Raw genomic sequence first — 26,424 nt, 5'->3', positions numbered from 1 at the left:
CTATGCCGTTCCGGCCAGCTGGGCCACGTCGTCAGCGCCGTCCTCGATCAACTTCGAGGCCAGCACCGACAGGGCCCGCCCGGCGGCCAGCTCGTCCCCGATCCCCGGGACCGGCCGGTCGCCGGGGTTGCGTCGGGCGTGCGCCACGCTCTCGTGCCGCTTGCCGTCCGCGGTGAACAGCACCGCCGTGGCCGTGGTCACGGCGTCCTCGTCGTCCTCACTGATCCAGATCTGTATGTTCCACTGTTTGTACTCCATGGAGGACCACCTCCCTACCTTCGAGGGTCTCTCGTATGAGCCCAAAGGTAAAGGTCAGGGTGCCTGTTCGGGCCTGTCGCCGGTCATCTGTCCACGCCGTCGGCGGGCCGCCGCAGCAGGCTCAGGTCCGCCCGGCGCGGCAGGCTCTCCCAGTCGCCTTGCGAGGTCACCGCGAACGCCCCCGCCGCGCAGGCCGTGCTGAGCCGCTCCGCGGGCTCCGCCCCGGCCAGCCAGTCCGCCAGCCACCCGGCCGCGAAGGCGTCCCCGGCTCCCACGGAGTCCACTTCCGTCACCCGGTACGGCTCCGCCCGCCACACGACGCCCTCCGACAGCTCCATCGCGCCCCTCGCGCCGAACTTGACCAGCACGTGCCGCGGACCGAGCGCCGCCAGCGCCTTGGCCAGCTCTTCGGGGCCTTCCACGTCGGCGATCAGCCGGCCCTCGGCCTCGGTCGCGAACAGCACGTCCACGTTCCCGACCGTCTCGCGCAGCCACGCCCCGGCCTCCTCGGGCGTCCAGAGCGCCTTGCGGAAGTTGACGTCCAGGGAGACGAGCACCCCGGCGGCCCGGGCCTCGGCGATGGCGTGCCGTACGGCCTCGCGCGCGGACTCCGAGAGCGCGGGCGTGATCGCGGAGACGTGCAGCACCCTGGCCGACCTGATGAGCCCGGCGTCGAGGTCGGCGGCGCTCAATCGTGAACCGGCGCTGCCCTTGCGGTAGTAACGCACGTCGATGAGGTCGGCGGTGCGCCTGCCCTTGATCATCAACCCGGTCGGCGCGCCGGGATCGGGGATGGCCCGCACGTCCACGCCCTCGCCCGCGAGCGTGGCGCGGATGAGGTCGCCGAACTCGTCGGCGCCGACCCTGCCGACCCAGGTCACGCCGTGCCCCAGCCGGGCCACGCCGATGGCGACGTTGGACTCGGCGCCGCCCAGGCCCAGGTCGAAATCGCGGGCGAAGCGCAGCGGCCCGGTACGGCGGGCGGCGAACAACGCCATGGTCTCGCCGAAAGTCACAAGGTCGATCACCGGTTTGTGCATGGCTGCAGCCTAGTGTCCGGGCTTGGACGGCTTGTCGGAGATCGAGATTTCGTGTTCGTCGCCCGGGGCCAGGAACTCCAGCAGCCTCCGCGCCTCCGCCTCGACCTCGTCCAGCACCGCGATCTGCGTCCACTGGTGGACGGTGAGCGTGGAGGTGCCCTTGGCGCGGGCGACCGTCCAGTCCCCGGCGGTGAAGCCGTCCACCAGGATGACGCGTGGCACCACGTTCGTGCCCACGAAGCCCTGGATGGCGGCCCGTCCCGTGTCGTCGATGACGCGGGAGCGGTCGGCGTGCGACAGGAACAGGTTGTCGAAGTCGTACATCAGCCGTACCGGCGCCGGGGTGTCCTCGCCGGGCCGCGCGGCGTCGGGGAGGTCGTACATGATCAGGCCGGACTCGTCCCTGAAGCGGACCAGGTCGAGCGACTCCACCACCTCGCCCAGCCGGGTCAGCCCCGACCACGTCTGCACGTCCATCACCGACGCGGGCCCGAAGGCCGCGAGGTAGCGCAGCACCAGCTCGGCCGGGGTCATCGGCGGCGCCTCGAAGCCCAGCCAGGACTCGGCGCTCGTGTGCGCGACGGGCCCGCTCCTGCCCCACAGGCCCCGGGGCGGCACCTGCACGAGCGGCACCAGCCACCGCACGCCCTGGCCGAGCGCGTGCGGATCGTTCGACGGCCACCGCTCGGCCAGTTTCGCTCCCAGCTCGGCGAACGTCATGGGCCGCTCCTCCAGCAGCTCCCGCCCGGCCGCCGTCAGCTCGTCCAGATCGACTCCCTCCAGCCTTTTGCCGAACGTCGACCTGGTCATGCGCCCGATGGCGGGCTGCAGCAGCGGCCGGATGGCCAGGCAGTCGCGGGCGGTGACGAGGTGGATCGTCCCGCGCTGCAGCGCGATGCGGACGAGCTCGCGCGAGAGCAGCAGATCGGCGGCGTCGGCGGGTTCGAAGTCCTCGACGCGGTTCCACAGGCCGGTGTACCAGGTGTGCGGGGTCTGCGCCTGAAGCCCGCCGAGGCGCTCGACGACCTCGATCACGGTGCTGCCGGTGCGGCGCAGCAGGTGCTGCCGGTCGAGCGTGGCCCGGTTGAGCGCTCTGCGGCTGATGAGCGGATCCATGGTCCAAAGGTAGGGGTTATTGCGGTCTGTTACCGGCCGCAATGGCACGCTGATCGAACGAAATCAAAACGATCATTTCGAAAGGCATAGGATCGGAATCATGTCCGTCGAGCAGCGTCACAGGCTCATCCTCCGCCAGGTCCGCGACCGCGGCTCGGCCCGGGTGGCCGACCTGGCCGAGGCGCTGGGGGTCTCCGCCGTCACGCTGCGCAGGGACGTCGAGCACCTGGCCGCCCAGGGCCTGCTCACCAGGGTGCACGGCGGCGTCACGCTGCCCGCCGAGGCTCCCGCCCCGCGAGCCGCCGGGCTGACCATCGGCATGCTCGTACCGACCGCGCACTACTACTACCCGGCCGTGATCAAGGGCGCCCAGGAGCAGGCGGCCAGGGCCGGGGCGCGGCTCGTGCTCGGCATCTCCCGCTACGAGGACGCCGAGGACCGCGCCCAGGTGCGCCAGCTCGTCAAGGACGGCATCGACGGCCTGCTGCTCACCCCGAGCAGGCAGCCCGACGACTCCCACGCGGAGTGGCTGGCCGGGCTGCGCGTCCCGGCCGTGCTGGTGGAGCGCCGGGCCGAGCCGGCGGGCCCGGCCGCCACGCTCGACGCGGTCGCCTCCGACCACGCCCACGGCGCCTACCTCGCCGTGCGCCACCTGGCCGGGCTGGGCCACCGCGGGGTCGCGCTCGTCGCCTGCCCCAGCCCGACCACGCCCGGGATCAGGGCGGGCCTGCTGGCGGGCGCCTCGGCGCTGGGCCTGGACGCCCCCGCGGAGATCGTCATCGACCGGGACCGCACGGACGAGCTCGTGGCGGGCGTGCTGCGCCTGGTGCGCGAGCGGGGCGTGACGGGCCTGCTCGTGCACAACGACGAGGACGCGCTCACGCTGGTCAGGTACCTGGGCGCGGCCGGCGTGGACATCCCGGGCGAGGTGTCGCTGGTCGCCTACGACGACGAGGTGGCCGCGTTCTGCTCGCCCTCGCTCACCGCCGTGGCGCCGCCGAAGGAGGAGGTCGGGCGCTGCGCGGTGGACCTGCTGGTCGCCCGGCTCGGCGCGGGCGCCGCCCCGGTCGGCCGCCATCTGGCGCTGCTGCCCGAGCTCAGGCCCCGCGAGTCGTCCGGACCCCCTTCGTTATGATCGATTCGATCGTATTGATTGCGGGGGGAGCGATATGAGCGAATCACGGCCGAAGACGCTGCTGGCCATGGGGCGACCGGTGGCGGCCCGGCTCGTCACCGGCGAGGTGCGCGACCGGCTGGCCGGCATCGCCGACGTCGATCCCGGCCTGGTGGCCGAGGACTTCGCCGACCCGGCCGTGGCCGAGGCGCTGGCCGGCGCCGAGGTGCTCTACACGAGCTGGTGGTGCCCGCCCGTCACCGCGGACGTGCTGGCCAGGGCGCCCAGGTTGCGCGCGATCGTGCACGCCGCCGGCACCGTGAAGCACCACGTCACCGAGGCGTGCTGGGAGCGCGGCCTCCTCGTGTCGTCCGCGGCGGCGGCCAACGCCGAGCCGGTGGCCGAGTTCACGCTGGCCTCGATCCTGTTCGCCAACAAGCGCGTGCTCGACATCGCCGGGCTCTACCGCGAGCAGCGGACGCGGATCGACGCGGAAGGCCGCTTCCCCGGGTTCGGCAACTACCGGCGCACGGTCGGCATCGTCGGGGCCTCCAGGATCGGCCGCCGGGTGATCGAGCTGCTGCGGCCGTTCGAGCTCGACGTGCTCGTCGCGGACCCGTACCTGACGGAGGACCTGGGCGTGCCGCACGTCGGGCTGGACGAGCTGATCGAGCGGTGCGACGTGGTCAGCCTGCACGCGCCTTCGCTCCCGGAGACCCGGCACCTCATCGACGCGGCCCGCCTGGCCCGCATGCGCGACGGCGCCACGCTGATCAACACCGCCAGGGGCGCGCTCGTCGACCAGGACGCGCTCGTCGCCGAACTGGCCGGCGGGCGGCTGTACGCGGTGATCGACGTGACCGAGCCCGACCCGCTGCCCGCCGACTCGCCCCTCTTCGACCTCCCGAACGTCCTGCTCACCCCGCACATCGCCGGGTCGCTCGGCGGCGAGCTTTCCCGCCTCGCCCACCAGGCGCTCGACGAGCTGACCAGGTACGCCCAGGGCCTGCCGTTCCGGTACGGCGTCGAAGCGGAGTCGCTGGCGATAAGCGCATAATGCCCGTACTGCCGGGGTCCGATGGCGCGGGCACCGGGTCGGCCCTACGCTGCTCTGCATGCACAGACGCGTGATCGACGGCCGCTTCGAGCTCACGGAGCGGCTCGGTGGCGGGGGCATGGGCCTGGTGTGGCGAGCCTGGGACGTGGCCCTGCACCGCGAGGTCGCGCTCAAGGAGGTACGCACGCGCGAGCCCTCCCTGGATGAGCAGGAGCAGGACCCGGCGGGCGCTTACGAGCTGCGTGCCAGGGTGCTGCGCGAGGCCCGCGCCCTGGCCCGGCTGAACCACCCGCACGTGGCCACCATCCACCACATCGTCGACCCCGGCGAGCAGGGCTACCCCTGGATCGTCATGGAGCTGGTCACGGGCGGCTCGCTCCAGGACCGCATCCAGCGCGGGCCGATGCCGCCGCACGAGGTGGCGCGCCTGGGCCGGGAGGTCCTGTCCGCGCTGCGGGCCGCGCACGCCGTCGGCATCCAGCACCGCGACGTCAAGCCCGCCAACGTCCTGTTACGCGAGGACGGCCGCTCGGTGCTCACCGACTTCGGCATCGCGGCGGTACGCGAGTCCACGAGCCTGACGGCCACCGGGTCGTTCATCGGCTCGCCCGAGTACATGGCGCCCGAGCGCATCAACGGCGTCGAGGGCGACCCGGCCTCCGACTTCTGGTCGCTCGGCATGATGCTGTACGTGGCGGTGGAGGGGCGGCACCCGCTGCGCAGGAGCACCACGCTGGCGACCCTGGCCGCCGTGCTCAACCAGGAGGTGCCGCCGCCGGAGCGCGCCGGCGCGCTCGGCCCCGTGCTGAGCGCGCTGCTCAGACGCGACCCGGCGGCCCGCCCCGACGCCGAAAGCCTCGACCGCATGCTCGCCGCGGCGGCCGACCCCGGCGCGGCGCCGCCCCCGATGCCCGCCGCGCCCGGCCCGGTCATGCCGGGCCCCGCCCCGATGGGTCCTGTCATGGGTCCTGGCCCGGCGATGGGCCCCGCGATGGGCCCCGCGATGGGCCCCGCGATGGGCCCCGCGATGGGCCCCGCGATGGGCCCCGCGATGGGCCCCGCGATGGGCCCCGCGATGGGCACGGCGCCGTCCGGGCCGCACGGCGCCCACACGGTGCCGCCCATGGCCGGTCACACGGGGCCCCCTGTGGCCGGTCACACAGGCCCGCCGGCGTCCGGGCACACCATGCCGCCCGGGTACGGGCACGCGCCGCAGCAGCCCCCGTGGGGCCCGGCGCCGATCCCCAAGGCGACCACCGTGAACTCGCGCCGCCGTCGTAGCGGCGGCGGCCGCATCGTGGGCGTCGTGGCGTCGGTCGTCGCGGTCACGGTGGCGGGCGTGCTGGTGTGGCAGCTGGTCCCCTCCCAGGCCAAGCGCACCACGAGGGACGACCCGACGACGCCGTCCACCTCGCGGGAGGTCGCCGATCCCGAGGATTCCGAGTCCCCGAGAGCCAGTACGCCCGCCACGCCGGGCAACCTGCACACCGCTTCGGGAATGCGGGCGCTGATCGCCAAGATCAAGTCCGAGCTCGGCGGCACCAAGGTCGTCAGGATGACCGTGTACCCCACGTACGCCTCGATCGAGGCACCCCTCAGGAAGGACAAGGAGCTCTACGACACGTACTACTACCGCGACGGCGAGATCACCCGCTCGAGCGCCGGCGGCAAGGTGAGCACCCCCGTCGTGGACCTGCAGAAGTACAACTGGGAGGCCCTCCCCGCCCTGTTGAGGAAGGCGAACAAGGGCCTCGGCGTCCCCAAGCCGACGACGCGGTACCTGATCGTGGACCCCGACTACGCGTTCGCCAACCCGCGCCAGGTGCTGCTCGTCTACGCGTCCGACGACTACCGCTCGGGCTACCTGGTCGCCAACCTCCAGGGCAAGGTGGTCAGGACCTACCCGAGCGACTGAGCGTCAGCAGACCTTCTGGTATCCGCTTTCCGGGATCAACCGGCTCCACTCCGCCCTGCTCAGCGACCCGCCCGCCCTGGTGCACACCTCTTGCGCCGCCAGCGTGGGATCGACCGGGCTCTCGCGTACGGTGCCGTCGAGCCCGACGCCGCGCAGCCGCTTGCCGTCCTGGGTGAAGGCCGGTCCGGCGGCCCACGAGCCGGCCTGGCCGACCTCCCGCATCGTGCCGGCGTCCCAGAGCGAGGTGCGGGCGGCGTCGATGGCCAGCAGGTCGCCGCCGGGGGAGAAGCGCAGCTCGTCCACCGGGGCCGTCCCCGTCTGGATGGTGCCCCGCGGCTTCCGCTTGCGTACGTCCCAGAGGAGCACGTGCCCGCCCTCCAGCCCGAACGCCAGCGTGCGGCCGTCGGGGGAGAAGGCGAGCGCGGTCGGCGCGGGCGGGTCCTCGCCGGGATCGGCGGACCGGTCGAGGTCGAGCGGGGTGATCGCGCCGGTGCGCAGGTCGACGAGCTTGGCGCCGGCGGCCAGCGTCGAGCCGTCGGGGCTGAAGGCCATCGCCAGGTCGCCCGCGCCCTCGTACGCCTTGATGCGCTTCCCCTTGCGCACGTCCCAGGTCTCCAGGGTCCTGCCGCGCGCGGTGGCCAGCGTGTCGCCGGCCGGGGAGAGCGCCACGGCGAGCACGTCGCCGCCCGCGTCGATGGCGGCGACCCGCCTGCTGGTCGTCACCTCCCACACGGTGACCGGGTCGCCCGCGACGGCGAGCAGCCGGCCGTCGGCGTCGAAGGCCAGGTCGCCGGCGGCGGCGATGCGGCCGAGCCGCTTGCGCTCCACGGTGTCGGTGAGCTCGATGGAGTCGCCGACCTCCTTGGCGGCGACCCGCCCGTTGCCGGAGAAGGCGGCGGAAGGGGCATCGGACGGCACGGGCAGCCCCGCGACGTCGAGCGAGACGACGGAGCCGGTGCCGCTCAGGTAGCGCAGCAAGTGGCCGTCGGCGGAGAAGACCAGGCCGCGCTCGGGGTTCCTGAGCGGGTAGGCGCCCGCGAGGCGGCGTTCGGCGACGTTCCAGACCCGGACCTCGCCGTCGCCCGGCAGGGCGAGCAGGCGCCCGTCGGGGCTGAAAGCGGGCGGGTCGGCCGAGGTGTGCCCCAGGCTGTCGGCTCCGACCACCTCGACGCCACGCACCGATTCGCGGGTCATGCCGTCGTTCGCCCGGAACATCTCGGGCGATCCGGACGCCGTGGGGTTCGGCGTGGCCGCCTGCTTCGGGGTGACGGGGCTCGGGGTCCTGGCCGCCACGAGCGTGACCCCGTCGCGCCCGGCGATGGCCAGCGTGGCCCCGTCGGGGCTGAACGCCAGGGCGGGCGCCGCCGCGTCCGCGCCGGTGGGCGGCCGGACCGTGACCACGCCGGTCCTGGTCCGCCCGGCCAGCTCCCACAGCTCGACCCGCCCGCTCAGGCTGGAGAAGGCGCCCTTGGTCCCGTCGGCGGAGAGCGCCACCTGGCGGTCGGCGACGTCGAACAGCAGCCGCCCGCCCCGGTAGACCCTGGTCCTGTTGCCCTGGCCGATCGCGTAGGTGACCGGCTCTAAGGGCGCGCGCCCCGTGGCCACCTCGAACGGCCGGCCGTCGGCCCCCTCCGCGTACTTCCCGTCGTCGCTCAGCACGCTCCCCGCCGGCAGCGCGTACGAGCCGAGCCGCCGGCCGCGGCCCAGGTCCCAGACGGAGACCGTACCGGTGCCCCATTTGACCAGCTCGTCGCCGCGCAGCAGGTAGCGCGCCCGCAGGTCGGCGGCGGGGTCGGTGAACACCCCCAGCTCCGGCTGCACCAGCGAGGCCTGCAGCGCCGCCCGCGCCTCGAACACCGGCGACAGCTTCCAGGCGGCCACGCTCAGCCGCATCGCGGTACGCGGGTCCGCCGACCGCAGCGCCTCCGCCCTGGCGGCCACGGCCCGCGCGTTGGCCTCGACGAGCTGCCCGCGCAGCTGGTTCTGCCCGTGCACGGACACCACGGAGAGCGTCACGGCGATGGCCAGCACGGCGGCCATCGCCGCCAGCGCGGGGGTGAACAGCCTCCTGCGCTGCTTGGACAGGGCCACGCTGTCGTTGACGAAGTCGCGTTCGAGCTGGTTGAGGCGCAGATGGCGGCGCTTGGTCGCGGCCCAGGCGAGCGCCGTGTCGAGCGCCGGGCCGCGGAAGAGGTGGCTCCTGCCGCGCCGGTGCTCGGACCAGTGCCTGGCGGCGTCGCGGATCTCCCGGTGCGCCTGCATGCTCTCCCGCTCGTCCTCGACCCAGGCGCGCAGCCGGGGCCAGGCCCGGTAGAGGGCCGCGCTGGCCGGGGCCACCCGCTGGTCGCTGACCGCCACGAGCTTGCCCACCGGCGTCTCGGTCGGCGGCACGCGTACGCTGCGCCGGACCAGGAGACCCGCCTCCATGAGCGGGCCGAGCACGTCGCCCTCGTCGTGCGGGCTGTCGCCGTCGAGCAGGCGCAGCAGCAGCCCCGGCACCTCGGCCTGCTGCCGCGGCGTGAGCGCCAGGTACGCCTCCTCGGCCACCTCGCCCAGCGACCGCGGCCCCGCATGCCCCGCGGGCGGCCGCACCTCGGCCGGGCTCTCGACGCGCAGCTCCCGCGCGGCGGGCCGGTCGGCGGGGTTCTTGGCCAGGGCGCGCCCGACCAGCTCGCGCAGCGGCTCCGGCAGCGCGCCGAGGTCGGGGTCGACGGTCAGCAGCCGGTGCATGACCCCGCCCAGGCTCTGCCCGCTGAACGGATCGTCCCCGGTGGCGGCGAACAGCACCACCGCGCCCCACGCGAACACGTCGGCCGCCGCTCCCGAATCACGCCCGGTCAGGACCTCGGGAGCCATGTACGTGTACGTGCCGCCGGCGGGCACGCCCAGCTCGATCACCTTGGGGCCGTCGGCGGCCAGCAGCACGCTCTCCGGATTGAGCCCCCGGTGCGTCAGCCCCGCCTCGTGCAGCGCGCTCAGCGCGCTCGCCAGCGCCCCGGCCAGCGCGACCAGCTCGTCGCCCGTGTAGGGGCCGTGCAGCTCGACCGCACGTCGCAGGTCAGGTCCGTCCACGTATTCGCTCACCACGTACGGCACGCCCTCGTCGTCGCCGACGGCGACCACCTCCGCCAGATGGGGGCAGGTGACCCGCTCGAACCGGCGCCCGACCTCGCCACGCGGCACCGTCACCGCGAAGCGGCGGCCCTCGTCGTCGTACGCGTCGTAAACCACGCCGCGCCCGCCCGCGCCGAGTCTGGCCGCCGGCCAGAAGCCGCCAAGCCTCTCGGGGTCACCGGGCACCAAGCGCATCGTCACTGATGCTTAGATGCACGGCACCGCCCAATGGTTGTCCCAAAGACGCCACAGGTCCCCCGCGCGCCTCGGGGGACCCATGCGTCATGATCATTATGCCAGGCTTCCGGATCTTGTCGGCCATTCGTGACGAAGCACCGACATGAGCACCGCGTCGTGCCATTCGCCGTCCCACAGCAGGGCGTCGCGTTCCACGCCCTCCTCGACGAAGCCGACCTTCTTGTACACGTGCCGCGCCCGCTCGTTGAAGGCGTAGACGCCCAGCCGGATCCGGTGCAGCGGCGTCGTGGCGAAGGCGTGGTCGAGGACCAGCTCGATGGCCTCGGAGCCGTACCCCTTGCCGAAGGCGCGCTCGCCGATGAGCGCTATGCGGAGGTTGCAGGCGAGGTTGTGCGGGTCGAGCTCGTTGAGCACGATCTCGCCGACGTATTCGCCGGACGCCATGATGGCCAGGTCGAGCCGGTCGGCGTGGTCCTTCCTGGTGGCGTACCACTGGCGGGCGGCTTCGAGGTCGATCTCGCCGTGCGAGCCGGTCAGGCGGCCCACCTCGGGATCGGAGACCAGCTCGAAGAGGCCGTCGACGTGCTCGGGGCCGACCGGGCACAGGGTCACGCGGTCACCCGTCAGGGTGGGCTTCTCGGCGAACATCCCCCCTGGCTATCAGTGCCGATCGTCCTCGGGCAAACCCATTTCCCGCAACGTCGCGTCCCGCACCTGCTCGGGCGTCAGGTCGCCGACGTCGCACCTCAGGTCCGCGACCTCGCGGAAGAACGGCTCGCGGCGGGCCCGCATGGCGGCGGGGCCGAAGTCGGGGCGATGGCTGCTCGACTTCACCCGCCGGGCCAGCACCTCGTCGGAGGCGTCCACCCACACCACGAACGCTCTGCCCAGCGCCTCGCGCACCTCGGGGAACTCGACCGTGCTGGCCGCCGCCGCGACCACCACCGGCTCGCCGGCCAGCTGGTGCAGCACGTGGTCGGCCTCGTACCGGTGCAGGGCGTCGGCGCCGTCGCGCTCGGCGAGCTGCGCGGCGGTGCCGCCGTACCGCTGCTTGAGGAACGCGTCACTGTCGCTGAACGGCAGCCCGAGCGCCTCCGCGATCAACCGACCGGCGCTCGTCTTGCCCGAGCCCATCAGCCCGATCAGCACGACTGGTTTGTTTTTCGACATGTGGATAGAGGTTCCTTCGTGTCAAGGAGGTAAATCTGATGACCATCGCCGGAAGCATCATCCTCATCATGCTCGGCGCGATCCTCACCTGGGCCGTCGAGTTCGACCTCGCCGGTATCGACATCAACGTGGTGGGGGTCATCCTCATGCTCGGCGGCCTCGTCGGACTCCTGTTCGGCATCTACAGGATCAACGTCACCCGTAGGGCGGTCGGTCCGACCGACGAGCCGGTTCACCGTCACGAGGTCCACGAGGAGCCTGAAGCCCGCAGGACCATCGTCTACGAGGAGCGCCGCCGCTACGACGAACCACCGCTGTAGGAGGTGAATCGACATGCCAGCTGTTGAAGAGCTGCCGTCGACCATCAAACGTTCGCCGAAGAAGGCACAGAACACGTGGCTCAGGGCGCACGACAACGCCGTGCGGGAGTACGGCGAGGGCCGGCGCGCCCACATGACCGCGTTCGCCGCGATGAAGCGGTCCTTCGAGAAGGTCGGCGACCACTGGGAGCCGAAAAAGGGCCCCACCGACAAGGCGACGATGAACCGGACCGCTGGCCGGGCCGGGACGACCCGGACCACCAAGGCCACGACCCGGACCGGTGGCAAGGCCGGGGTGACGACCCGGACCACCAAGGCCGCGACCCGGACCGGTGGCAAGGCCGGGGTGACGACCCGGACCACCAAAGCCGTGACCCGGACCGCGAAGGCCGCGATGACCCGCACGGCCAAGACGGCCGAGGGCGTCAACCTCAACGCCACCAAGGAGTACCTGCAGAAGATGGCCGCCAAGCTCGACGTGCGCGGCCGGTCCAAGATGACCAAGCAGGAACTGGTGAACGCGATCAGGAGGGCCAACAGGAGGCTGACGACGAAGGCCCGCTGACGGGAGGCGTCCCGCTCAGAGGGGGCGGCGCCAAGAGGGCCGGGGGCATCTCGCCCGTCGGCCCTCACTTATGCACTCATGTCGGCGTATTCGTCACAGGAGCCGCTTGACCGCTTCGGCGATGGCGTGGCGGTCGATGCCGGCGTCGGCCAGTTGCTCCTCGGGCGTCGCGGACCCGGGCAGGCCCGTCACGGCCAGCTTCACCACCCGCGGCCCCAGCTCGCTGACCGCGTCCGTCACCGCGTCGCCGAGCCCGCCCTCCAGCCGGTGGTCCTCCACCGTGATGAGGTTGCCCGTGGTGGTGGCCGCCTCGACCAGCGCGGCCGCGTCGACGGGCTTGACCGAGTACAGGTCGATCACCCCCACCGGGATCCCGGCGTCCCGCAGTTCGTCCGCCGCCGCGAGCGCCTCGTGCACGGTCACGCCCGCGGCCACGATCGTGGCCCGGTCGTCGGGCGATTGCCGCAGCACCCGCGACCCGCCCACGGGGAACCGCTCGCCCGGCGGGTAGACGACCGGGGTCTCCCCGCGCGTGGTACGCAGGTAGGAGACGCCTTCGACGTCCGCCATCTCGGCGGTCAGCACCGCGGCCTGGTTGGCGTCGCACGGGTAGAGCACGGTGCTGCCGTAGACCGCCCGCAGTATCGCCAGGTCCTCCAGGCCCATCTGGGAGGGCCCGTCCTCGCCGATCGACACGCCCGCGTGCGACCCCACGAGCCGGATCGACGCCCCGCTCACCCCGGCCATCCTGATGAAGTCGTACGCCCTGGTCAGGAACGCCGCGAACGTGGCCGCGTACGGCTTCCACCCGCGCACCTGCAGGCCGACGGCGGCGGCCACGAGCTGCTGCTCGGCGATGTACATCTCGAAGAAGCGCTCGGGGAACTCCTTCCCGAACGCCTCCGTCCTGGTCGAGTCCGCCACCTCGCCGTCCAGCGTCACGACGTTCCCGCGCGCCGCGCCGAGCGCCACCAGCGCCTCCCCGAACGCCGTCCGCGTGGCCACCCTGTCGCCCACCCTGTACGCCGGCAGGCTCATCGGCCTGCTCTCGAACCGGTGCGGCGCCGCCGCGGCCTCGGGCTTGTGCACCTCGACGCGCAGGTCCCGCTGCCCGCCCAGCTCCTCGACGGCCTTGCCCGGGTCCTTGAGCGGCTTGCCGTGGGTCCCCTCGCGGTTCTCGACCTCCATGGCCCCCTCGCCCTTGCGCGTCTTGGCCAGGATCACGGTCGGCCGCCTGCGCGTGTTGCGGGCGTCGGCGAGCGCGTAGTCGATCTGCCCGGGATCGTGCCCGTCGATCTCGATCGTGTGCCAGCCGAACGCCCCGAACCTGCGCGCGTAGGCCCCCGTGTCCCATCCGTGCCGGGTGGGCCCGCGCTGGCCGAGGCGGTTCACGTCCACGATGGCGGTCAGGTTGGCCAGCCCCTCGCAGCCCGCGTGCTCGGCCGCCTCCCAGATGGACCCCTCGGCCAGCTCGCTGTCCCCGCAGAGCACCCACACCCGGTACGGCAGCCGCTCCAGCCGCCCGGCCATGGCCACCCCGACCCCGACCGGCAGACCCTGCCCGAGGGACCCGGTGGCCACGTCCACCCAGGGCAGCCGCGGCGTCGGATGCCCCTCCAAACGGCTGCCCCGCCGGCGGAACGTCAGGAGCTCCTTGTCGTCGACGACCCCCGCCGCCTTGAAGAGCGCATAGAGCAGAGGGGACGCGTGCCCCTTGGAGAAGATCAAGTGGTCGTTGGCGGGGTCGTCCGGGTTCTCGAAGTCGTAGCGCAGGTGGCACGCGAAGAGCACGGCCATCAGATCGGCCGCCGACATCGACGAGGTCGGATGGCCGGACCCGGCCTCCGCCGCCGCCCGCACGGAGTCGACCCGTAGTTGCGCGGCCAGCTCGGCCAGGTACTGAAGATCGCGCTCAGGCATCATGACCTCCTCGGGAAACGGTTCCCCGGCGCCTACCCCTTCAGGGCCGCTTAAGTCGGGGGGACGGCCCGGCTCATCCGGCCGGCTCATCCGGTCGGCTCAGCTCCGGCATGCCCACGAGCAGGCCGCGGGCCCGGCGGGATCACGATCATCGCGTGAGGGTTGCGCCGGAGGTCCGCCGCTAGCACCCGTCACCACCACCACACGCCCTCGGAGTGGTGCCATGTCGCAATCAGCCTGCCTCTCCGTCCTGTCGCCTCTTCTGGCGCCGAACGGCCAGCGCGATGTCCACCACCGTCGCCACGGCCAGCAGGACCGCGAGGCCCGTCATGACGGGCGCCCCGACGATGATCCCGAGCACCGCGAACGCGAACAGGAACACCAGCAAGAACGACCCCACCCTGATGTGCGCCACGTCGCGCGGCGTCGCGGGCACCATGGGGTGGCCCTTGACGTCCCGCTCCTCGTGCCACTTTCCGTCGTCCGGCATGTCCCTGTAATCAGACATGTGGCACACCTGCCCGTTCTTTTTGTCCCCTAACGTCCGGATAAAGCCTGGTACGGCCTAGAGGTTATTGACGTTATTTATGCCGTTTGAGGTGTTCATCCCGGGGCATGCGGCGACAGAAGAAGGAGGCGAGTGATGGAAGCTCCGCAGTACGTCGCGGCCCGCGTCCAGCAGGCGCTGGCCGAGGACGGACGCACGCACGAGCTCGGAATCCGCGTCGACATCCGAGGTGACCAGCTGTTCCTGCGCGGCGAGGTCAGCGGGACCGGACAGCGTGAGCGGCTCGGCCAGGTGGCGCACGAGGCCGCGCCCGAGCTCCACCTGCACAACGAGATCAAGGTCGTGGAGGCGAACGAGCCGGGGGAGGATGAGCGTCTTGACTGACCTGCGTATCGCGGCCGTCGGAGACATCCACCTGGGGCAGGACGACAGAGGCCAGTACCGCAAGAAACTGGGGGGCATAGAGGAACGCGCGGACGTGCTCCTGGTGGCCGGGGACCTGACCAGGCACGGCACGCTGGAGGAGGGGCGGGTCGTGGCCGACGAGCTGCGCGGCCTGCCGATCCCCGTCGTCGCGGTGCTCGGCAACCACGACTACCACTCCGACCTGCAGTACGAGATCGCCGGCGAGCTACGCGACGCCGGCGTCGTCGTGCTGGACGACGACGGGGCCGTCATCCAGTGCGGCGACCGGAAGCTCGGCGTGGTGGGCGGGAAGGGCTTCGGCGGCGGGTTCGCGGGCAAGTGCGCCAGCGAGTTCGGCGAGCGCGAGATCAAGAACTTCGTCGCCCACACCCGCTACATCGCCGAGTCCTGGAAGGTCGCGCTGAAGGAGATCGTGGCCGAGAAGCGCGTCGTGCTGTCGCACTACTCCCCGATCAAGGAGACCCTGGAGGGCGAGCCGCACGAGATCTACCCGTTCCTGGGCAGCTACCTGCTGGCGGAGGCGGTCGACACGGCGGGCGCCGACCTGATCCTGCACGGCCACGCGCACAAGGGCAGCGAGAAGGGCATGACGCCGGGCGGCATCCGGGTTCGTAACGTGGCGCTGCCGGTGCTGGGCCGGGCCTATGCCGTCTACTGCCTTGACTGCGACACCGGGTTCTAGCGGCGTCCTGGCCGACGGCGTCCTGGCCGGCGGAGTCCTGGCTAGAGGACCTTCGCGGCCAGGAGGCAAGCGGCTCAACGGCGGATATTTGTTCACACGCTCCTCATGCCCTCGGGAGCGCCGGACCTACACGTTGAAGATGCTTACTCCGCCAGGCCCGACGAGGAAGCCGAGGACGATGAGCACGATTCCCCAGAGGAGGTCGCGCCTGGCCAGGATCACGTAGATCCCGGAGATGACGAGTATTACCGCGATGATCCAGAGCAAAGTAGCCATGGGCATCCCTCTGCCCTCAGGGGGGTTCGCATAACATGTTTTTTCCATTGTCGATGGGCAAGTGACCCCGATATTCAACGCCTAGTTGACGTTTGTTTGGGTAGCCCGAAAACATGACGAGCCACGGCCACGCTGTCACCGACGCCATCCTGGACACGCTCAAGCGTGCCAGTTCGGGGCTGAAGGACGCCGGGGTCAAGTTCGCGCTGGCCGGCGGGTGCGCAGCGTACGCGAGAGGCGCCGCTCCGTCGTTGCACGACGTGGACTTCATGCTCGCGGAGCACGACGTGCCGACCGCGCTGGAGGCCCTGCGCGGGCTCGGCTTCCAGACGGCCAAGCCGCCGGAGGACTGGCTGGTCAAGGCGTACGACGAGGGGCGGCTGGTGGACCTGATCTACCGGGTGTCCGACCAGCCGATCACCGACGCGCTGCTGGACCGGGCCGAGCCGCTGAAGGCGTCCGCGGTGATCGTGCCCGTGCTGGAGGCCACCGACCTGGTCATCTCGTGGCTGCTGCCGCTGTCGGAGCACGCCTGCGACTACGGGGCGCTGCTGGCCCAGGTGCGCGCGCTGCGCGAGCAGGTCGACTGGCCGCGGGTGGCCGCCGTGCTCCAGGACTCGCCGTACGCGATGACGTTCATCACGCTCCTGGAGCGGCTGGACGTGCTGCAGGGCCCGATCGAGCCGAAGGGCGACCCGAAGTGGCCGTAAGACCGGCGGAGGGCCGCACCCCGGCGAGGGTGCGGCCCTCCTGTCGCGGCGCCTTCAGCTACCCGGGCACGGCCGGTTGAACGTCTTGCAAAGCGCTTGCCTGCAGGCGGGCGGCAAGCGGCCGGGCGCACCCTCTCCATGACAGGAGGGGGCGGGACCCATGCGAACCAGCTCAGACCGGCTTTACGAGATCGACGGCCTCCGGCTGCTGGCGGCGCTCTGCGTCGTGCTCTTCCACTACACGTTCTCCGGCTGGGCCGGCGGCACGAGCCCGGTGGCCTTCGCCGCCGAGAGCTCCTGGTCCAAGTACGGCTACCTGGGCGTGGACCTCTTCTTCCTGATCAGCGGGTTCGTGGTGCTGATGAGCGCGTGGGGCAGGAGCCCGCGCTCGTTCCTGGTGTCGCGGGCCGTGCGGCTCTACCCCGCGTACTGGGTGGGCATCGCGGTCACCGCCCTGGTCACCGTGACGCTGGGGCAGGGGCTGTTCCAGGTGACGCTGCCGCAGGTGCTGGCGAACCTGACGATGTTCCAGGCGGTGCCGGACATCGCGAACGTGGACGTCGTCTACTGGACGCTCTGGGCCGAGATGCGGTTCTACTTCCTCATCCTGGCGTTCACCTGGATCGGGATGACGCGCGGCAGGGTCATGGCGGGGCTGTGGGGCTGGCTGGGGCTGACGTTCGCGGTGGAGACGGGGCTGCTGCCCGGGTTCGCCGACCTGGTCGTGCAGTCGGAGTTCTCCCACTACTTCATCGCCGGGATGGCCCTGTTCATGCTCTACAAGTTCGGGCTGAACCTCCAGATCGCGCTGCTGGTGCCGATCTGCCTGGGCAACGCGGTCTACCGGGCCATCGGGTACGCCGACGCCGTCGGCTCGCGGTACGCGGTGTCCTACTCACACACGGTGATCATCGCCGTGGTCGTGCTCGTCTTCCTGGTCATGACGCTCGTGGCGTTGCGCGCCACCCGCGTGCTTGCCAGGCCGTGGCTGGTGACGGCCGGCGCGCTCACGTACCCGCTCTACCTGCTGCACGCGCACATCGGGTTCATCGCCTTCAACCGGCTGGGGGACGCGGTGAACAAGTACGTGCTGCTGGTCGCGATCGTCGTGGTCATGTGCGGGGCCGCGTACCTGGTGCACAGGTTCGTGGAGCGGCCGCTGGCGCCCAGGTTCAAGCGCCTGCTGTCCGGCCGGCCGGTGGCCCCGTCACTGGGAGTGTTCGTCGCGGGGCGTCCGGTAATCTGACGCGTTCTTCCCGTTAAGCCGCCAAGTGCGACTACGATCCAGGTCAAAGCGGGCAAAGGGGGCGGCGGGTTTGGGTCACAGCGGAGAGTACGAGTGGGCTCCTCCCGGAGTCGACCCGTCACAGCCCAGCGTGGCCCGCGTACACGACGCGTTGCTCGGCGGCATGGAGAACTTCGCCGCCGACCGTTCGGTGGCCCGCAAGCTGAGGGACACCGTGCCCGAGGTGGTGGACCTCGTCTGGTGCAACCGCGCCTTCATCGGCAGGGTCGTGGACTTCCTGATCCGCGAGGCCGGGATCAGGCAGATCATCGACCTGGGCTCCGGGCTGCCCACGGTGGAGAACACGCACGAGGTGGCCCACTTCGCCGACCCCAGGGCCAGGGTGGTGTACGTCGACAACGACCCCATGGTCGAGCCGCACGCCCGCGCCATCCTGAACGGCAACCCGTACGCCGACGCCATCACCGCCGACGTCCGCGACGTGGACGGCGTGCTCGGCCACCCGTCGCTGCGCCGCCTGATCGACCCGGCCCAGCCCACGGCGATCCTGATCATCGGCGTGCTGCACCTGCTGCCGGACCAGGACGACCCGCACGAGCTGGTCCGGCGGTACATGTCGGCGCTGCCGAGCGGCAGCTACCTCGCCGCCTCCAACATGATGTCCTCGGCCAACCCCCAGGCCCAGGCCCTGGAGGCCATGCTCCACGTCACCATGGGCACCGGGTACTTCCGCGACCGGGACGTGATCGCCGCGTACTTCGACGGGCTCGTGCTGGTGGAGCCTGGGGTGGTGCACTTCCCTGAATGGCACCCGGACGAGCGCGTCCCCGGCCCGCTGGCCACCTGGGAGCAACTCCTGCTGGGCGGCGTAGCCCGCAAACCCTAGCCCCCACCTCCGCTCCCACCCTCCTGTCCCGCCCCCGCCTGGCCTGCCGCCCCCTGCCCGATCCAGTCTCCGCCCGCCTGGGACGGCCGTTCCCTTTACGGCCGTCCCCTCAAGGGACATCGGCCGAAGTGCGGCGGTCCCCCTCAAAAGGACAGTGGCCGAAAGTGCGGTGGGTCGCGTGCGCGCTAAGGTGGTCGGGTGCATCGACGTTTGATCTGCTCCCCGCCTCCCGCCCTCTAGCGGGCGGCATTCCCTGAGATTCCGGGTCTGACCGATCCGGGGGTGGTTGCTGCCCGCACACCGGGCCCATTCCAACCACTCCATCCGGAGCACTCCTGTCATGACCCATGTCTCCGCCCGGCGGGGCACCTTCTACGTGTCCGTGGCCGCGACCGCCTGGGGCACGGGCGGCGCCGCCGGTTCGCTGCTCTTCGAGTCCGGCGGCCTCGGCCCCGTCGGCGTCTCCCTGTGGCGCTACCTTCTCGGCGCCGCCTTCCTCCTCGTCCTCACCCGCAGGCCCGCCGTGCTCAACGGGCGGGTCCTGCTCATCGGCGCCGGAATGGCCGTCTACCAGACCGCGTACTTCGCCGCGATCGCCCACTCCGGCGTGGCGATCGCGACCGTGGTGACCATGGGCGCCACCCCCGTCTTCACCGCCCTGGGCAGCCGTTTCCTCCTCCGCGAGCCACTGGGCCGCGTCGCGCTCGCCGCCCTCGTCACCGCCCTGGCCGGGCTCGTCCTCCTCACCGGCGAGACCGCACTGCGGTCCCAGACGTCCTCCACCGCAGGCATCGGCCTCGCCCTGGTCTCGGCCGCCGGGTACGCCGGGGTCACGATCCTGTCCCGGAGGAACGGGGACGACGACCCGCAGGGCGTGGCGATCGGCGGGTTCGTGGTCGGGGCGGTGTGCCTGGCGCCGTTCGCGCTGGTGGAAGGCGTGGTGCCGAACGTGAGCCTGCCATCCGTGGCGCTGCTGCTCTATCTGGGCGCGGTGCCGACCGCGCTCGCGTACGGCCTGTTCTTCCGCGCCCTGACCGCGCTGCGCGCCACCACGGTGTCGATCATCTCGCTCGGCGAGGCGGTGGGTGCGGCGCTGCTCGGTGTGGCGCTGTTCGGGGAGCAGCTCACACCTCTTGCCTGGTCGGGGTGCGCGTTGCTGATGGCCGCCGTCACAGTCCTCGCCGTACGGGCTGAATCCGGGTGACTCGGGCAGGAGCGATGTGGCGGCAGAGCGCCCCGGATGAGCTAATGTCCGGTACGGCGGCGCTGGCCGTAACGTCGCTCCGCTCCCCTCCCTTGCAAGAGGGAACGGTGTCGGCGAAGCGTGCGTTGGAGGAACTGTGGCCTCAATAAAGGGAATTCTCAGGAACCTCCTGGACCGTCCGGGTGGGGTGCCCCTGACGCCCTATCAGAAGATTGTCAAGGCAGCGGAAGACCGCGCCGAGCGGCTGGGCAAGCTCGACGAGCTGCCCGAGCCGAAGATGGACGATCTGGCCGAGTTCTGTGCCGTCGCGCGCGAGGCCGCCGACAGGACGCTGGGCCTGCGGCCGTACGACGTGCAGTTGCTCGGCACGCTTGCCCTCCTCGACGGGAAGGTCGCCGAGATGGCCACCGGCGAGGGCAAGACGTTGTCCGGCGCCATGGCGGCGGCGGGTTACGCGTTGCAGGGCAAGCATGTTCACGTGATCTCGGTCAACGACTATCTGGCCAGGCGTGACGCAGAGTGGATGGGGCCGTTCTACGAGGCGCTCGGCGTCACCGTGGGCTGGATCGGCCAGAACTCCACGCCGGAGGAGCGGCGCGAGGCGTACGCGAAGGACGTCACGTACGGGCCCGTCAGCGAGATCGGGTTCGACGTGCTGCGCGACCGGCTCCGCACGGACGCCGGCGAGATCATCGTGCCCGCGCCCGAGGTCGCCCTGATCGACGAGGCCGACTCCGTGCTGGTCGACGAGGCCCGCGTGCCGCTCGTGATGGCCGGGTCCACCGACCCCGGCAACGCGGTGCCGGAGATGGCGGCGCTGGTCCGGCAGCTCGTACGCGGCTACCACTACGAGATCGACGAGCAGGCCCGCAACGTCTACCTCACCCCCAAGGGCGCCGACAGCGTCGAGAACCTCCTCGGCGTCGAGCTCTACGACGAGCACGAGCCCGGCACGCTCATCGAGCTCAACCTGGCCCTGCACGCCCACTCGCTGCTCGCCCGCGACGTCGACTACATCGTGCGCGACGGCAAGGTCCAGCTGATCAACCCCTCGCGCGGTCGGGTGGCGCTGCTCCAGCGCTGGCCGGACGGCCTGCAGGCGGCCGTCGAGGCCAAGGAGGCGCTGCCGCCGAGCGAGAAGGGCGAGATCCTCGACTCGATCACCGTTCAGGGTCTGATCCGCCGCTACCCGGAGATCTGCGGCATGACGGGCACGGCAGTGGCGGTCAGCGAGCAGCTCGGCGAGTTCTATGGCCTCAAGGTCGCGGTCATCCCGCCCAACCGCCCCTGCGTGCGCGAGGACGAACCCGACCGCATCTACCCGACCGTCCCCGACAAGGACGCCGCCCTGGTGGAGGAGATCCAGGAGATCCACGCCACCGGCCGGCCGATCCTCATCGGCACGCTCGACGTCGCCGAGTCGGAGAACCTCGCCAAGCTCCTCCAGCGCCGCGACATGGAGCCGGTCGTGCTCAACGCCAAGAACGACGCGGAAGAGGCCGCGATCATCGCCAGGGCGGGGGAGCGCGACGCCATCACCGTCTCCACCCAGATGGCCGGGCGCGGCACCGACATCCGCCTCGGGGACGGCGTCGCCGAGCTGGGCGGCCTGTACGTGATCGGCTCCGGCCGCCATGCCAGCAGCCGCCTCGACGACCAGCTCCGCGGGCGCGCCGGCCGCCAGGGCGACCCGGGCGGCTCGGTCTTCTTCGTCAGCACGCAGGACGACCTGATCACGCAGTTCGTCTCGGACGAGCGACCGCCCGCCGCCGACGCGGACGGCATCGTCCGCCACCGGCGCGGCGCGTACCTCGTCGGCCACGCCCAGCGCGTCGCCGAGGGCGTCAACCTGGAGATCCACCGCAACACGTGGCGTTACACCCGCCTTCTGGAGCACCAGCGCGAGCTCATCCTGGAGTGGCGCGACAAGGTCCTGCACGGCGACTCCGCCTCCAAGGCCCTGTCCACCGCCGACCCCGAACGCTGGGAGGCCCTGCCCGAGGACACCAGGGACGAGACCGCCCGCCAGATCGTCCTGCACGCCATCGACCGCTGCTGGACCGAGCACCTGGCGTTCCTGACGGACCTCCGCGAGGGCATCCACCTGCGGGCACTGGGCCGGATGAGCCCCGTCGACGAGTTCCACCGGGAGGCGGTGGCGGAGTACAAGTCGCTGCTGACGGAGGTGGAACGGCGCTCGCTGGAGTCCTTCGAGGCACCCGAGCCGGACCTGAAGCGGCCGACGGCCACCTGGACGTACCTGGTGCAGGACAACCCGTTCGGCACGGAGTGGGACCGCATCCTCAAGCGCGTCACGGCCGCCACCCGGCGCGGCTAGTCAGATTCCGCTCGCCGTACCTGACAGAAGATGACAGGTACGGCTGGAACGCTGGATTCATGACGATGAAGGCGAAGCTCCTGGCGGTCACCCTCGACTGCGCGGAGCCCAAGAAGCTTGCCGAGTTCTACCACGAGATCACCGGCTGGGAGATCCAGTACGCGGAGGACGAGTACGCGGCCGTGGGGAACGGCACGACCAGCATCTACTTCGGCCGGATCCCCGACCGCAAGCCGGTGACCTGGCCGAGCCCGGACAAGCAGTTCCACCTGGACTTCCGGGTGGCGGACGTGGAGAAGGCGGCGGAGGAGTACATCGCGCTGGGAGCAACGAAGCCGGAGTTCCAGCCGGGGGTCACGGAGGACGGCATCGGCTGGCTCGTCCTCCAGGACCCAGCCGGCCACCTGTTCTGCGTCTGCCCCGACCGCTCGTGACCGCGCCCCCTCGTGACCCGGCCGTTCCTGACCACGTCAACGATTCCTGACCACCTTGACCATCCCTGACCTTCCCGACCGGTCCTGGCCATCCCCGGCCGGTTCCGGGCCCGGTCGGCAGAGGCCACAAACGTGCAACAACGCGTTACATACATGTCCAGGCCAGGACAATCTCTGCCCGAACGATCCACCAAAAGTATGATTCGCCAGCTTGGGTTCCCTCATAAGCTAGAGCAATGCTCTTGGAAGGATCCATGCCCCTGCGCAGGCGCCGATGACCTGGCTCGGCCTGATAATTGCCCTGGCAGGAGCGCTTGGATATGCGCTCGGCGCGGCCCTGCAACAGTACGAGGCAGTAGCCGAGGGCGCCTCGCTCAAACTGGTCAAGCGTCCTCGCTGGTGGATCGGCGGCGTCATCGGCTTCACAGGCGCCTGCCTGCACGCCGTGGCGCTGAGCTTCGCCCCGTTAGTGGCCGTCCAGCCGATCAGCGTCGCCACGCTGGTGTTCGCCGTGCCGCTGGCCGCGTTCATGTACGGGCGCAAGCCGTACCGAGCGGAGATCTTCGGCTCGATCGCGGTGGCCGTGGGCCTGCTCTGGCTCATGCTCCTGGTGCCGTCGCACAACGTGACACCCAGACTGGGTGACGGCGCCGCACTCGTGTTCCTGGCCGTGGTCGGCCTGATCGTCCTGGTGACACAGCTGATCGCGACGCGCGTGCACGGGCCGAGCAGGGCGTTGCTGCTGTCCGTGGGCGCGGGCGTGGTGACGGCGAGCGTGTCGACGTTCGTCCGGGTCGTCGGGGGCGGCATGCAGGGGGACTGGGGCCGGCTGGTGCACTGGTTCACGCTCGCCGTACCGGTGCTGCTGGTCTGCGCGGTGGTGCTGTTGCAGCGCTCGTACGCGGTCGGCTACTTCGGCATCGCGTACGCCGGCGTACAGGTCATCGACCCCATCACCTCGGTCCTCGCCGGCGTGATCCTCCTCGGCGAACCCCTGCCGACCAGCCCCTCCACCGCGATCCCCGCAATCCTGGCCAGCGCACTCACCATCGGCGGCACGATCACCCTGGGCCGCCTCGCCCCCGACCACTCCCGCCCCACCCCGACGCAGCCGAACCCGACCCCGCGGCCCGTCTCCGCAACCTCCAAGGCCAACTGACCTCCAAGGCCACAACACCCCCCAGGCCGCCCAACTCGCTCCTGCCCTCCAGCTACAGCGATCTCCGGGTTGGCCAGGTCGCCCCGCCCTCAGTCACGGCGATCTCCGCACCAAGCAGTTCGCTCCCGCCTTCCAGCTATGGCGGCCTCCGGGTTGGCCAGGTTGCCTCGCCCTCAGTCACGGTGATCGCTGGGCCAGGCAGTTCGTCCCCGCCTTCCAGCCACGGCGACCTGCGCGGACCAGTGTGGTGCTCCAAAATTCGTCGGATAAATGCTTATGTCCACGCTAAGGTCGAAGCTTGTGGCGAACGACTACTCCGAGGTGTTCCGACAGTTCGGGATCGAGCCGCAGGAGTCGATATATCTCTACGCACCTGTATTCCGCGGTGTGATCGGCGGAGCGGCCGTCGCCGTCAAACGCACCCACTCGCCCGAGGCCATGGGCAGATGGGTACGACACCTTGAGGGCGTGGGGGTGCCAGTGGTGACGCCGCTGGCCGGGCCACGTCAGATCGGCGGGTACGACTGGGTCGCCTATCCGTGGATCGATGGGCGCACCTACGACGGCTCTCCCGTGGACATACGCGCCGCCGGCGACCTGCTGGGGCGCCTGCATGTAGCCGGTGACGCCGAAGGCTCAACCGGTCTGCCCTGCTTCGAGTGGCCTGATCACGACGAGGAGTCGGTCGCGGACGACGTGACGAGCCTTGACAAGGTACTCAACGCCTACAGGCCGGACCTGCGAGGAGAGGTGCTCGGTCGGTTCGAGCCGCTGCTGCGGTCGTTCATGGCGACCACGCTCCCGGCCATCTGCGACGCCGACCTGCCAGTGGCCGATGTGACCATGGACTTCAAGGCCGTCAACCTCGTGTACAGCCAGGCCGGACCCGTACTGGTCGACCCCGACAACGGGGAACGGGCGCCGAGGCTGCTCGACCTGGCCCTGGCCGTGCTGCTGTTCCACAACGACCTGCCAGGTCGTCCGGCGAGGCTGTTCGACGAGTTGGAATGGGCCGCCTTCCGCGATGCCTACCTTGGGCATGTGCAGTTGACGGTGCGAGAGCGGGAACTGTGGCCGACCGCTCTCACGTACATGCTGCTGGAGTGGGGAGTGTGGACGGCCGTCAACGGGGGCGAGGTCGGCGACTGGGACAATCCGCGGCAAGCGGCCTTCCTCGCGGATCTCCTCACCGTGGACATCACGCGTTACCCGTTGTAACTCCCTATATCAGGGCCTGAAATTCGCCGGAGATAACGGCCCTGGGACGGCGACCCTTGAGGCGAGCTGATCCGCACCCCTTGCCAATGGCTGTGCGCTTGGCCCTGCGTCGCAGCGAGGTGCCATTCCTCAAGTCGAGCGTTACGCGTGAGGGGTTGGGCCGTGTTCTCCGTCCCCAGATGCCGTCGGCGGTTGCCAGCCCAGGAGATCGTCCATGGACCGCAGCATCAGGTCCGGGCTCAGCTTGGCCGCCAGTGACATCCCGAGGTCCCGCACCCATACGGCCGTCGGATTGCGGAGCTGGGTCACCTTGCAGATGGACATCGACCGACGTACTACGTCCGTCGTGCGCTCCAGGCGGGCGGCGGTGTAGGCGGCAAGGTCGATCCCGCTGCTGCTGCGGGTACTGTTGCCCCCGCCGATGCCGCCGTCGGTGCCGTTGCCGTCGCGGCCGCCGTTGCTGCCATCGGTGCCTGTGTCGGTGCCGCTGCCAGTGCCGTTAACGCTGCCACCGTGACTGCGACTGCCACTGCCACTGCTGATGCTGCTGGCGCTGTTGCCGGCGACGTGGGCGAGGGTGACTGCGTCTTCGATTGCTTGGCAGGCCCCCTGGCCGAGGTTCGGGGTCATCGCGTGCGCGGCGTCGCCCACCAGTGCCACCTTCCCCCTGTGGTACGCGGGCAGCGGCGTGCGGAGGTGGTGGATGTCGTTACGGATGATCTTCGCGGGATCGGCCGCCCGCAGCAGGGTGGGAATCGGCTCGTGCCAGTCCCCGAACCTCCGCCGCAGTTCCTCCAGCTCGTCCCCGAGCACGGTCCCCGCAGGCAGTACGTCGGTCGCGTACACGTACACGAGGTCGTCGGCCATCGGGGTGATGCCGAACACACGCCCCCTGCCCCAGCTCTCCGAGCCCGAGATCGTGAGAGCTCCCCGCGGGATGAGGCCGCGCCAGGCCGTCACCCCTGAGTACGTCGGACCGGGGTGCTCGGGGAAGAGCGCCTGCCGGGTCTTCGAACGGATGCCGTCGGCGGCCACGATCAGGTCGGCCGCGAGATCGCCGTCATCCGTACGCACCACGCCGCCTTCGGCATCCACCCCGGTGACCGTGGTGCCCAGCCGCAACCGGTCGGCCCCCAGCGCATCCACGAGCACGTCCATCAACGTCGCCCGCAGCATGACCACCGCCGAATCCCCGTAACGGGCGTCCGCGGCTTCCGTCGTGGTGTGCACGAGCCAGCGCCCGTCCCATCTCCGTATTCCTGCTTGTCCCTGCAGCCTGGAGAGCTTGCGGATGGGATCGCCGAGGTCGAGCGTGTCGAGAGCCTTGAGGGCGTTGGCCGCGATGGCCAGCCCCGAGCCGACGGGGTCGATCTTCGCGGCCCGCTCCAGTACGGTCACGTCCCATCCTCGGCGGCGTAACGCGATCCCGCTGGTCAACCCACCGATACCGCCACCGATCACCACAGCTACCGGCATCTCATGCTCCATCGTCGACACTACGCCTGTAGTTTCACCATACTACGCCTGTAGTTGGTCGGGTACTACCGCTG

The 26,424-nt window shown here is 71.0% G+C and carries 25 protein-coding genes; 15 read left to right on the top strand and 10 right to left on the bottom strand.

The annotated features are described in order from the left end of the window. From ACIBQ1_RS28930 to ACIBQ1_RS28920, 3 genes are all read right to left on the bottom strand, one after another. The gene (locus ACIBQ1_RS28930; RefSeq protein ID WP_355380098.1) at nt 1–258 is read right to left on the bottom strand and encodes a dsRBD fold-containing protein; all 258 of its coding nucleotides are present in this window, start codon (nt 256–258) and stop codon (nt 1–3) included. Between the two features lie 83 nt (nt 259–341). Then, nucleotides 342–1,298: a sugar kinase gene (locus ACIBQ1_RS28925; protein ID WP_397282394.1), complete on the bottom strand. Its 957-nt coding sequence runs from the start codon at nt 1,296–1,298 to the stop codon at nt 342–344. A gap of 9 nt (nt 1,299–1,307) precedes the next feature. Next, nucleotides 1,308–2,414 carry a winged helix DNA-binding domain-containing protein gene (locus ACIBQ1_RS28920; protein ID WP_397282392.1) on the bottom strand — a complete coding sequence of 369 codons (1,107 nt, stop codon included), beginning with the start codon at nt 2,412–2,414 and terminating at the stop codon, nt 1,308–1,310. Nucleotides 2,415–2,514: 100 nt separating this feature from the next. Here ACIBQ1_RS28920 and ACIBQ1_RS28915 point away from each other — a divergent pair, with 100 nt between their 5' ends. Genes ACIBQ1_RS28915 through ACIBQ1_RS28905 form a run of 3 tightly spaced genes read left to right on the top strand, consistent with a single transcriptional unit; the run spans nt 2,515 to nt 6,500 of the window. Continuing rightward, entirely contained in the window at nt 2,515–3,549 is a 1,035-nt protein-coding gene (locus ACIBQ1_RS28915; protein WP_397282390.1) for a substrate-binding domain-containing protein, read from the top strand. Nucleotides 3,550–3,583: 34 nt separating this feature from the next. Further along, entirely contained in the window at nt 3,584–4,585 is a 1,002-nt protein-coding gene (locus tag ACIBQ1_RS28910; protein WP_397282388.1) for a hydroxyacid dehydrogenase, read from the top strand. A 58-nt stretch (nt 4,586–4,643) separates the two neighbouring features. After that, nucleotides 4,644–6,500, top strand: a complete 1,857-nt coding sequence (locus ACIBQ1_RS28905; protein WP_397282386.1) for a protein kinase — start codon at nt 4,644–4,646, stop codon at nt 6,498–6,500. Nucleotides 6,501–6,503: 3 nt separating this feature from the next. Here the strand turns inward: ACIBQ1_RS28905 and ACIBQ1_RS28900 are convergent, their stop codons facing one another. From ACIBQ1_RS28900 to ACIBQ1_RS28890, 3 genes are all read right to left on the bottom strand, one after another. Beyond that, nucleotides 6,504–9,809, bottom strand: coding sequence for a protein kinase (locus ACIBQ1_RS28900; RefSeq protein ID WP_397282463.1), 3,306 nt, complete (start codon nt 9,807–9,809; stop codon nt 6,504–6,506). A 96-nt stretch (nt 9,810–9,905) separates the two neighbouring features. Beyond that, nucleotides 9,906–10,460: a GNAT family N-acetyltransferase gene (locus ACIBQ1_RS28895; RefSeq protein WP_397282384.1), complete on the bottom strand. Its 555-nt coding sequence runs from the start codon at nt 10,458–10,460 to the stop codon at nt 9,906–9,908. Nucleotides 10,461–10,472: 12 nt separating this feature from the next. Further along, the gene (locus ACIBQ1_RS28890; protein WP_397282383.1) at nt 10,473–10,982 is read right to left on the bottom strand and encodes a shikimate kinase; all 510 of its coding nucleotides are present in this window, start codon (nt 10,980–10,982) and stop codon (nt 10,473–10,475) included. 38 nt (nt 10,983–11,020) lie between these two features. Between ACIBQ1_RS28890 and ACIBQ1_RS28885 the strand changes: the two genes are divergently transcribed. Further along, entirely contained in the window at nt 11,021–11,302 is a 282-nt protein-coding gene (locus ACIBQ1_RS28885) for a DUF6458 family protein (protein ID WP_397282380.1), read from the top strand. Between the two features lie 13 nt (nt 11,303–11,315). Then, entirely contained in the window at nt 11,316–11,867 is a 552-nt protein-coding gene (locus tag ACIBQ1_RS28880) for a ChaB family protein (protein ID WP_397282378.1), read from the top strand. A 93-nt stretch (nt 11,868–11,960) separates the two neighbouring features. On the opposite strand, the gene ACIBQ1_RS28875 is transcribed toward ACIBQ1_RS28880, so the two are convergent. After that, complete coding sequence (locus ACIBQ1_RS28875; protein WP_397282376.1) at nt 11,961–13,790, bottom strand: transketolase; 1,830 nt, start codon at nt 13,788–13,790, stop codon at nt 11,961–11,963. 229 nt (nt 13,791–14,019) lie between these two features. Continuing rightward, nucleotides 14,020–14,295: a hypothetical protein gene (locus tag ACIBQ1_RS28870; protein WP_397282374.1), complete on the bottom strand. Its 276-nt coding sequence runs from the start codon at nt 14,293–14,295 to the stop codon at nt 14,020–14,022. 135 nt (nt 14,296–14,430) lie between these two features. On the opposite strand from ACIBQ1_RS28870, the gene ACIBQ1_RS28865 reads away from it, so the two are divergent. After that, on the top strand, nt 14,431–14,679 hold the full coding sequence (locus ACIBQ1_RS28865) for a BON domain-containing protein (protein ID WP_355380120.1): 249 nt from the start codon (nt 14,431–14,433) through the stop codon (nt 14,677–14,679). After that, nucleotides 14,672–15,403, top strand: coding sequence for a metallophosphoesterase (locus ACIBQ1_RS28860; protein ID WP_397282372.1), 732 nt, complete (start codon nt 14,672–14,674; stop codon nt 15,401–15,403). Before ACIBQ1_RS28865 ends, ACIBQ1_RS28860 begins: the two co-directional genes overlap by 8 nt. Nucleotides 15,404–15,529: 126 nt before the next feature. Here the strand turns inward: ACIBQ1_RS28860 and ACIBQ1_RS28855 are convergent, their stop codons facing one another. Further along, nucleotides 15,530–15,679, bottom strand: a complete 150-nt coding sequence (locus tag ACIBQ1_RS28855) for a GPGG-motif small membrane protein (RefSeq protein ID WP_165959640.1) — start codon at nt 15,677–15,679, stop codon at nt 15,530–15,532. Nucleotides 15,680–15,792: 113 nt separating this feature from the next. Here ACIBQ1_RS28855 and ACIBQ1_RS28850 point away from each other — a divergent pair, with 113 nt between their 5' ends. The 8 genes from ACIBQ1_RS28850 to ACIBQ1_RS28815 all read left to right on the top strand — a co-directional run bounded on the left by ACIBQ1_RS28850 (nt 15,793) and on the right by ACIBQ1_RS28815 (nt 24,874). After that, on the top strand, nt 15,793–16,389 hold the full coding sequence (locus tag ACIBQ1_RS28850) for a nucleotidyltransferase (protein ID WP_397282371.1): 597 nt from the start codon (nt 15,793–15,795) through the stop codon (nt 16,387–16,389). Nucleotides 16,390–16,549: 160 nt separating this feature from the next. Further along, entirely contained in the window at nt 16,550–17,635 is a 1,086-nt protein-coding gene (locus ACIBQ1_RS28845; protein WP_397282369.1) for an acyltransferase family protein, read from the top strand. 25 nt (nt 17,636–17,660) lie between these two features. Next, the gene (locus tag ACIBQ1_RS28840) at nt 17,661–18,521 is read left to right on the top strand and encodes an SAM-dependent methyltransferase (protein ID WP_397282368.1); all 861 of its coding nucleotides are present in this window, start codon (nt 17,661–17,663) and stop codon (nt 18,519–18,521) included. Nucleotides 18,522–18,861: 340 nt separating this feature from the next. Continuing rightward, nucleotides 18,862–19,725, top strand: coding sequence for a DMT family transporter (locus ACIBQ1_RS28835; RefSeq protein WP_397282366.1), 864 nt, complete (start codon nt 18,862–18,864; stop codon nt 19,723–19,725). A 187-nt stretch (nt 19,726–19,912) separates the two neighbouring features. Then, nucleotides 19,913–22,063: an accessory Sec system translocase SecA2 gene (secA2, locus tag ACIBQ1_RS28830; RefSeq protein ID WP_397282364.1), complete on the top strand. Its 2,151-nt coding sequence runs from the start codon at nt 19,913–19,915 to the stop codon at nt 22,061–22,063. A gap of 59 nt (nt 22,064–22,122) precedes the next feature. After that, on the top strand, nt 22,123–22,497 hold the full coding sequence (locus ACIBQ1_RS28825; RefSeq protein ID WP_397282362.1) for a VOC family protein: 375 nt from the start codon (nt 22,123–22,125) through the stop codon (nt 22,495–22,497). A 274-nt stretch (nt 22,498–22,771) separates the two neighbouring features. After that, nucleotides 22,772–23,656: a DMT family transporter gene (locus tag ACIBQ1_RS28820; RefSeq protein WP_397282360.1), complete on the top strand. Its 885-nt coding sequence runs from the start codon at nt 22,772–22,774 to the stop codon at nt 23,654–23,656. A 300-nt stretch (nt 23,657–23,956) separates the two neighbouring features. Beyond that, nucleotides 23,957–24,874, top strand: coding sequence for a phosphotransferase (locus tag ACIBQ1_RS28815; RefSeq protein WP_397282359.1), 918 nt, complete (start codon nt 23,957–23,959; stop codon nt 24,872–24,874). A gap of 141 nt (nt 24,875–25,015) precedes the next feature. On the opposite strand, the gene ACIBQ1_RS28810 is transcribed toward ACIBQ1_RS28815, so the two are convergent. Continuing rightward, nucleotides 25,016–26,350: an FAD-dependent monooxygenase gene (locus ACIBQ1_RS28810; RefSeq protein ID WP_397282357.1), complete on the bottom strand. Its 1,335-nt coding sequence runs from the start codon at nt 26,348–26,350 to the stop codon at nt 25,016–25,018. Nucleotides 26,351–26,424 lie beyond the last annotated feature (74 nt).

The organism is Nonomuraea sp. NPDC050153 (assembly GCF_044460125.1).
In the GTDB taxonomy this organism is placed as follows: domain Bacteria; phylum Actinomycetota; class Actinomycetes; order Streptosporangiales; family Streptosporangiaceae; genus Nonomuraea.
The sequence above is the reverse complement of the archived record's forward strand: the minus strand, read 5'-3'. Positions and strand labels throughout refer to the sequence as shown.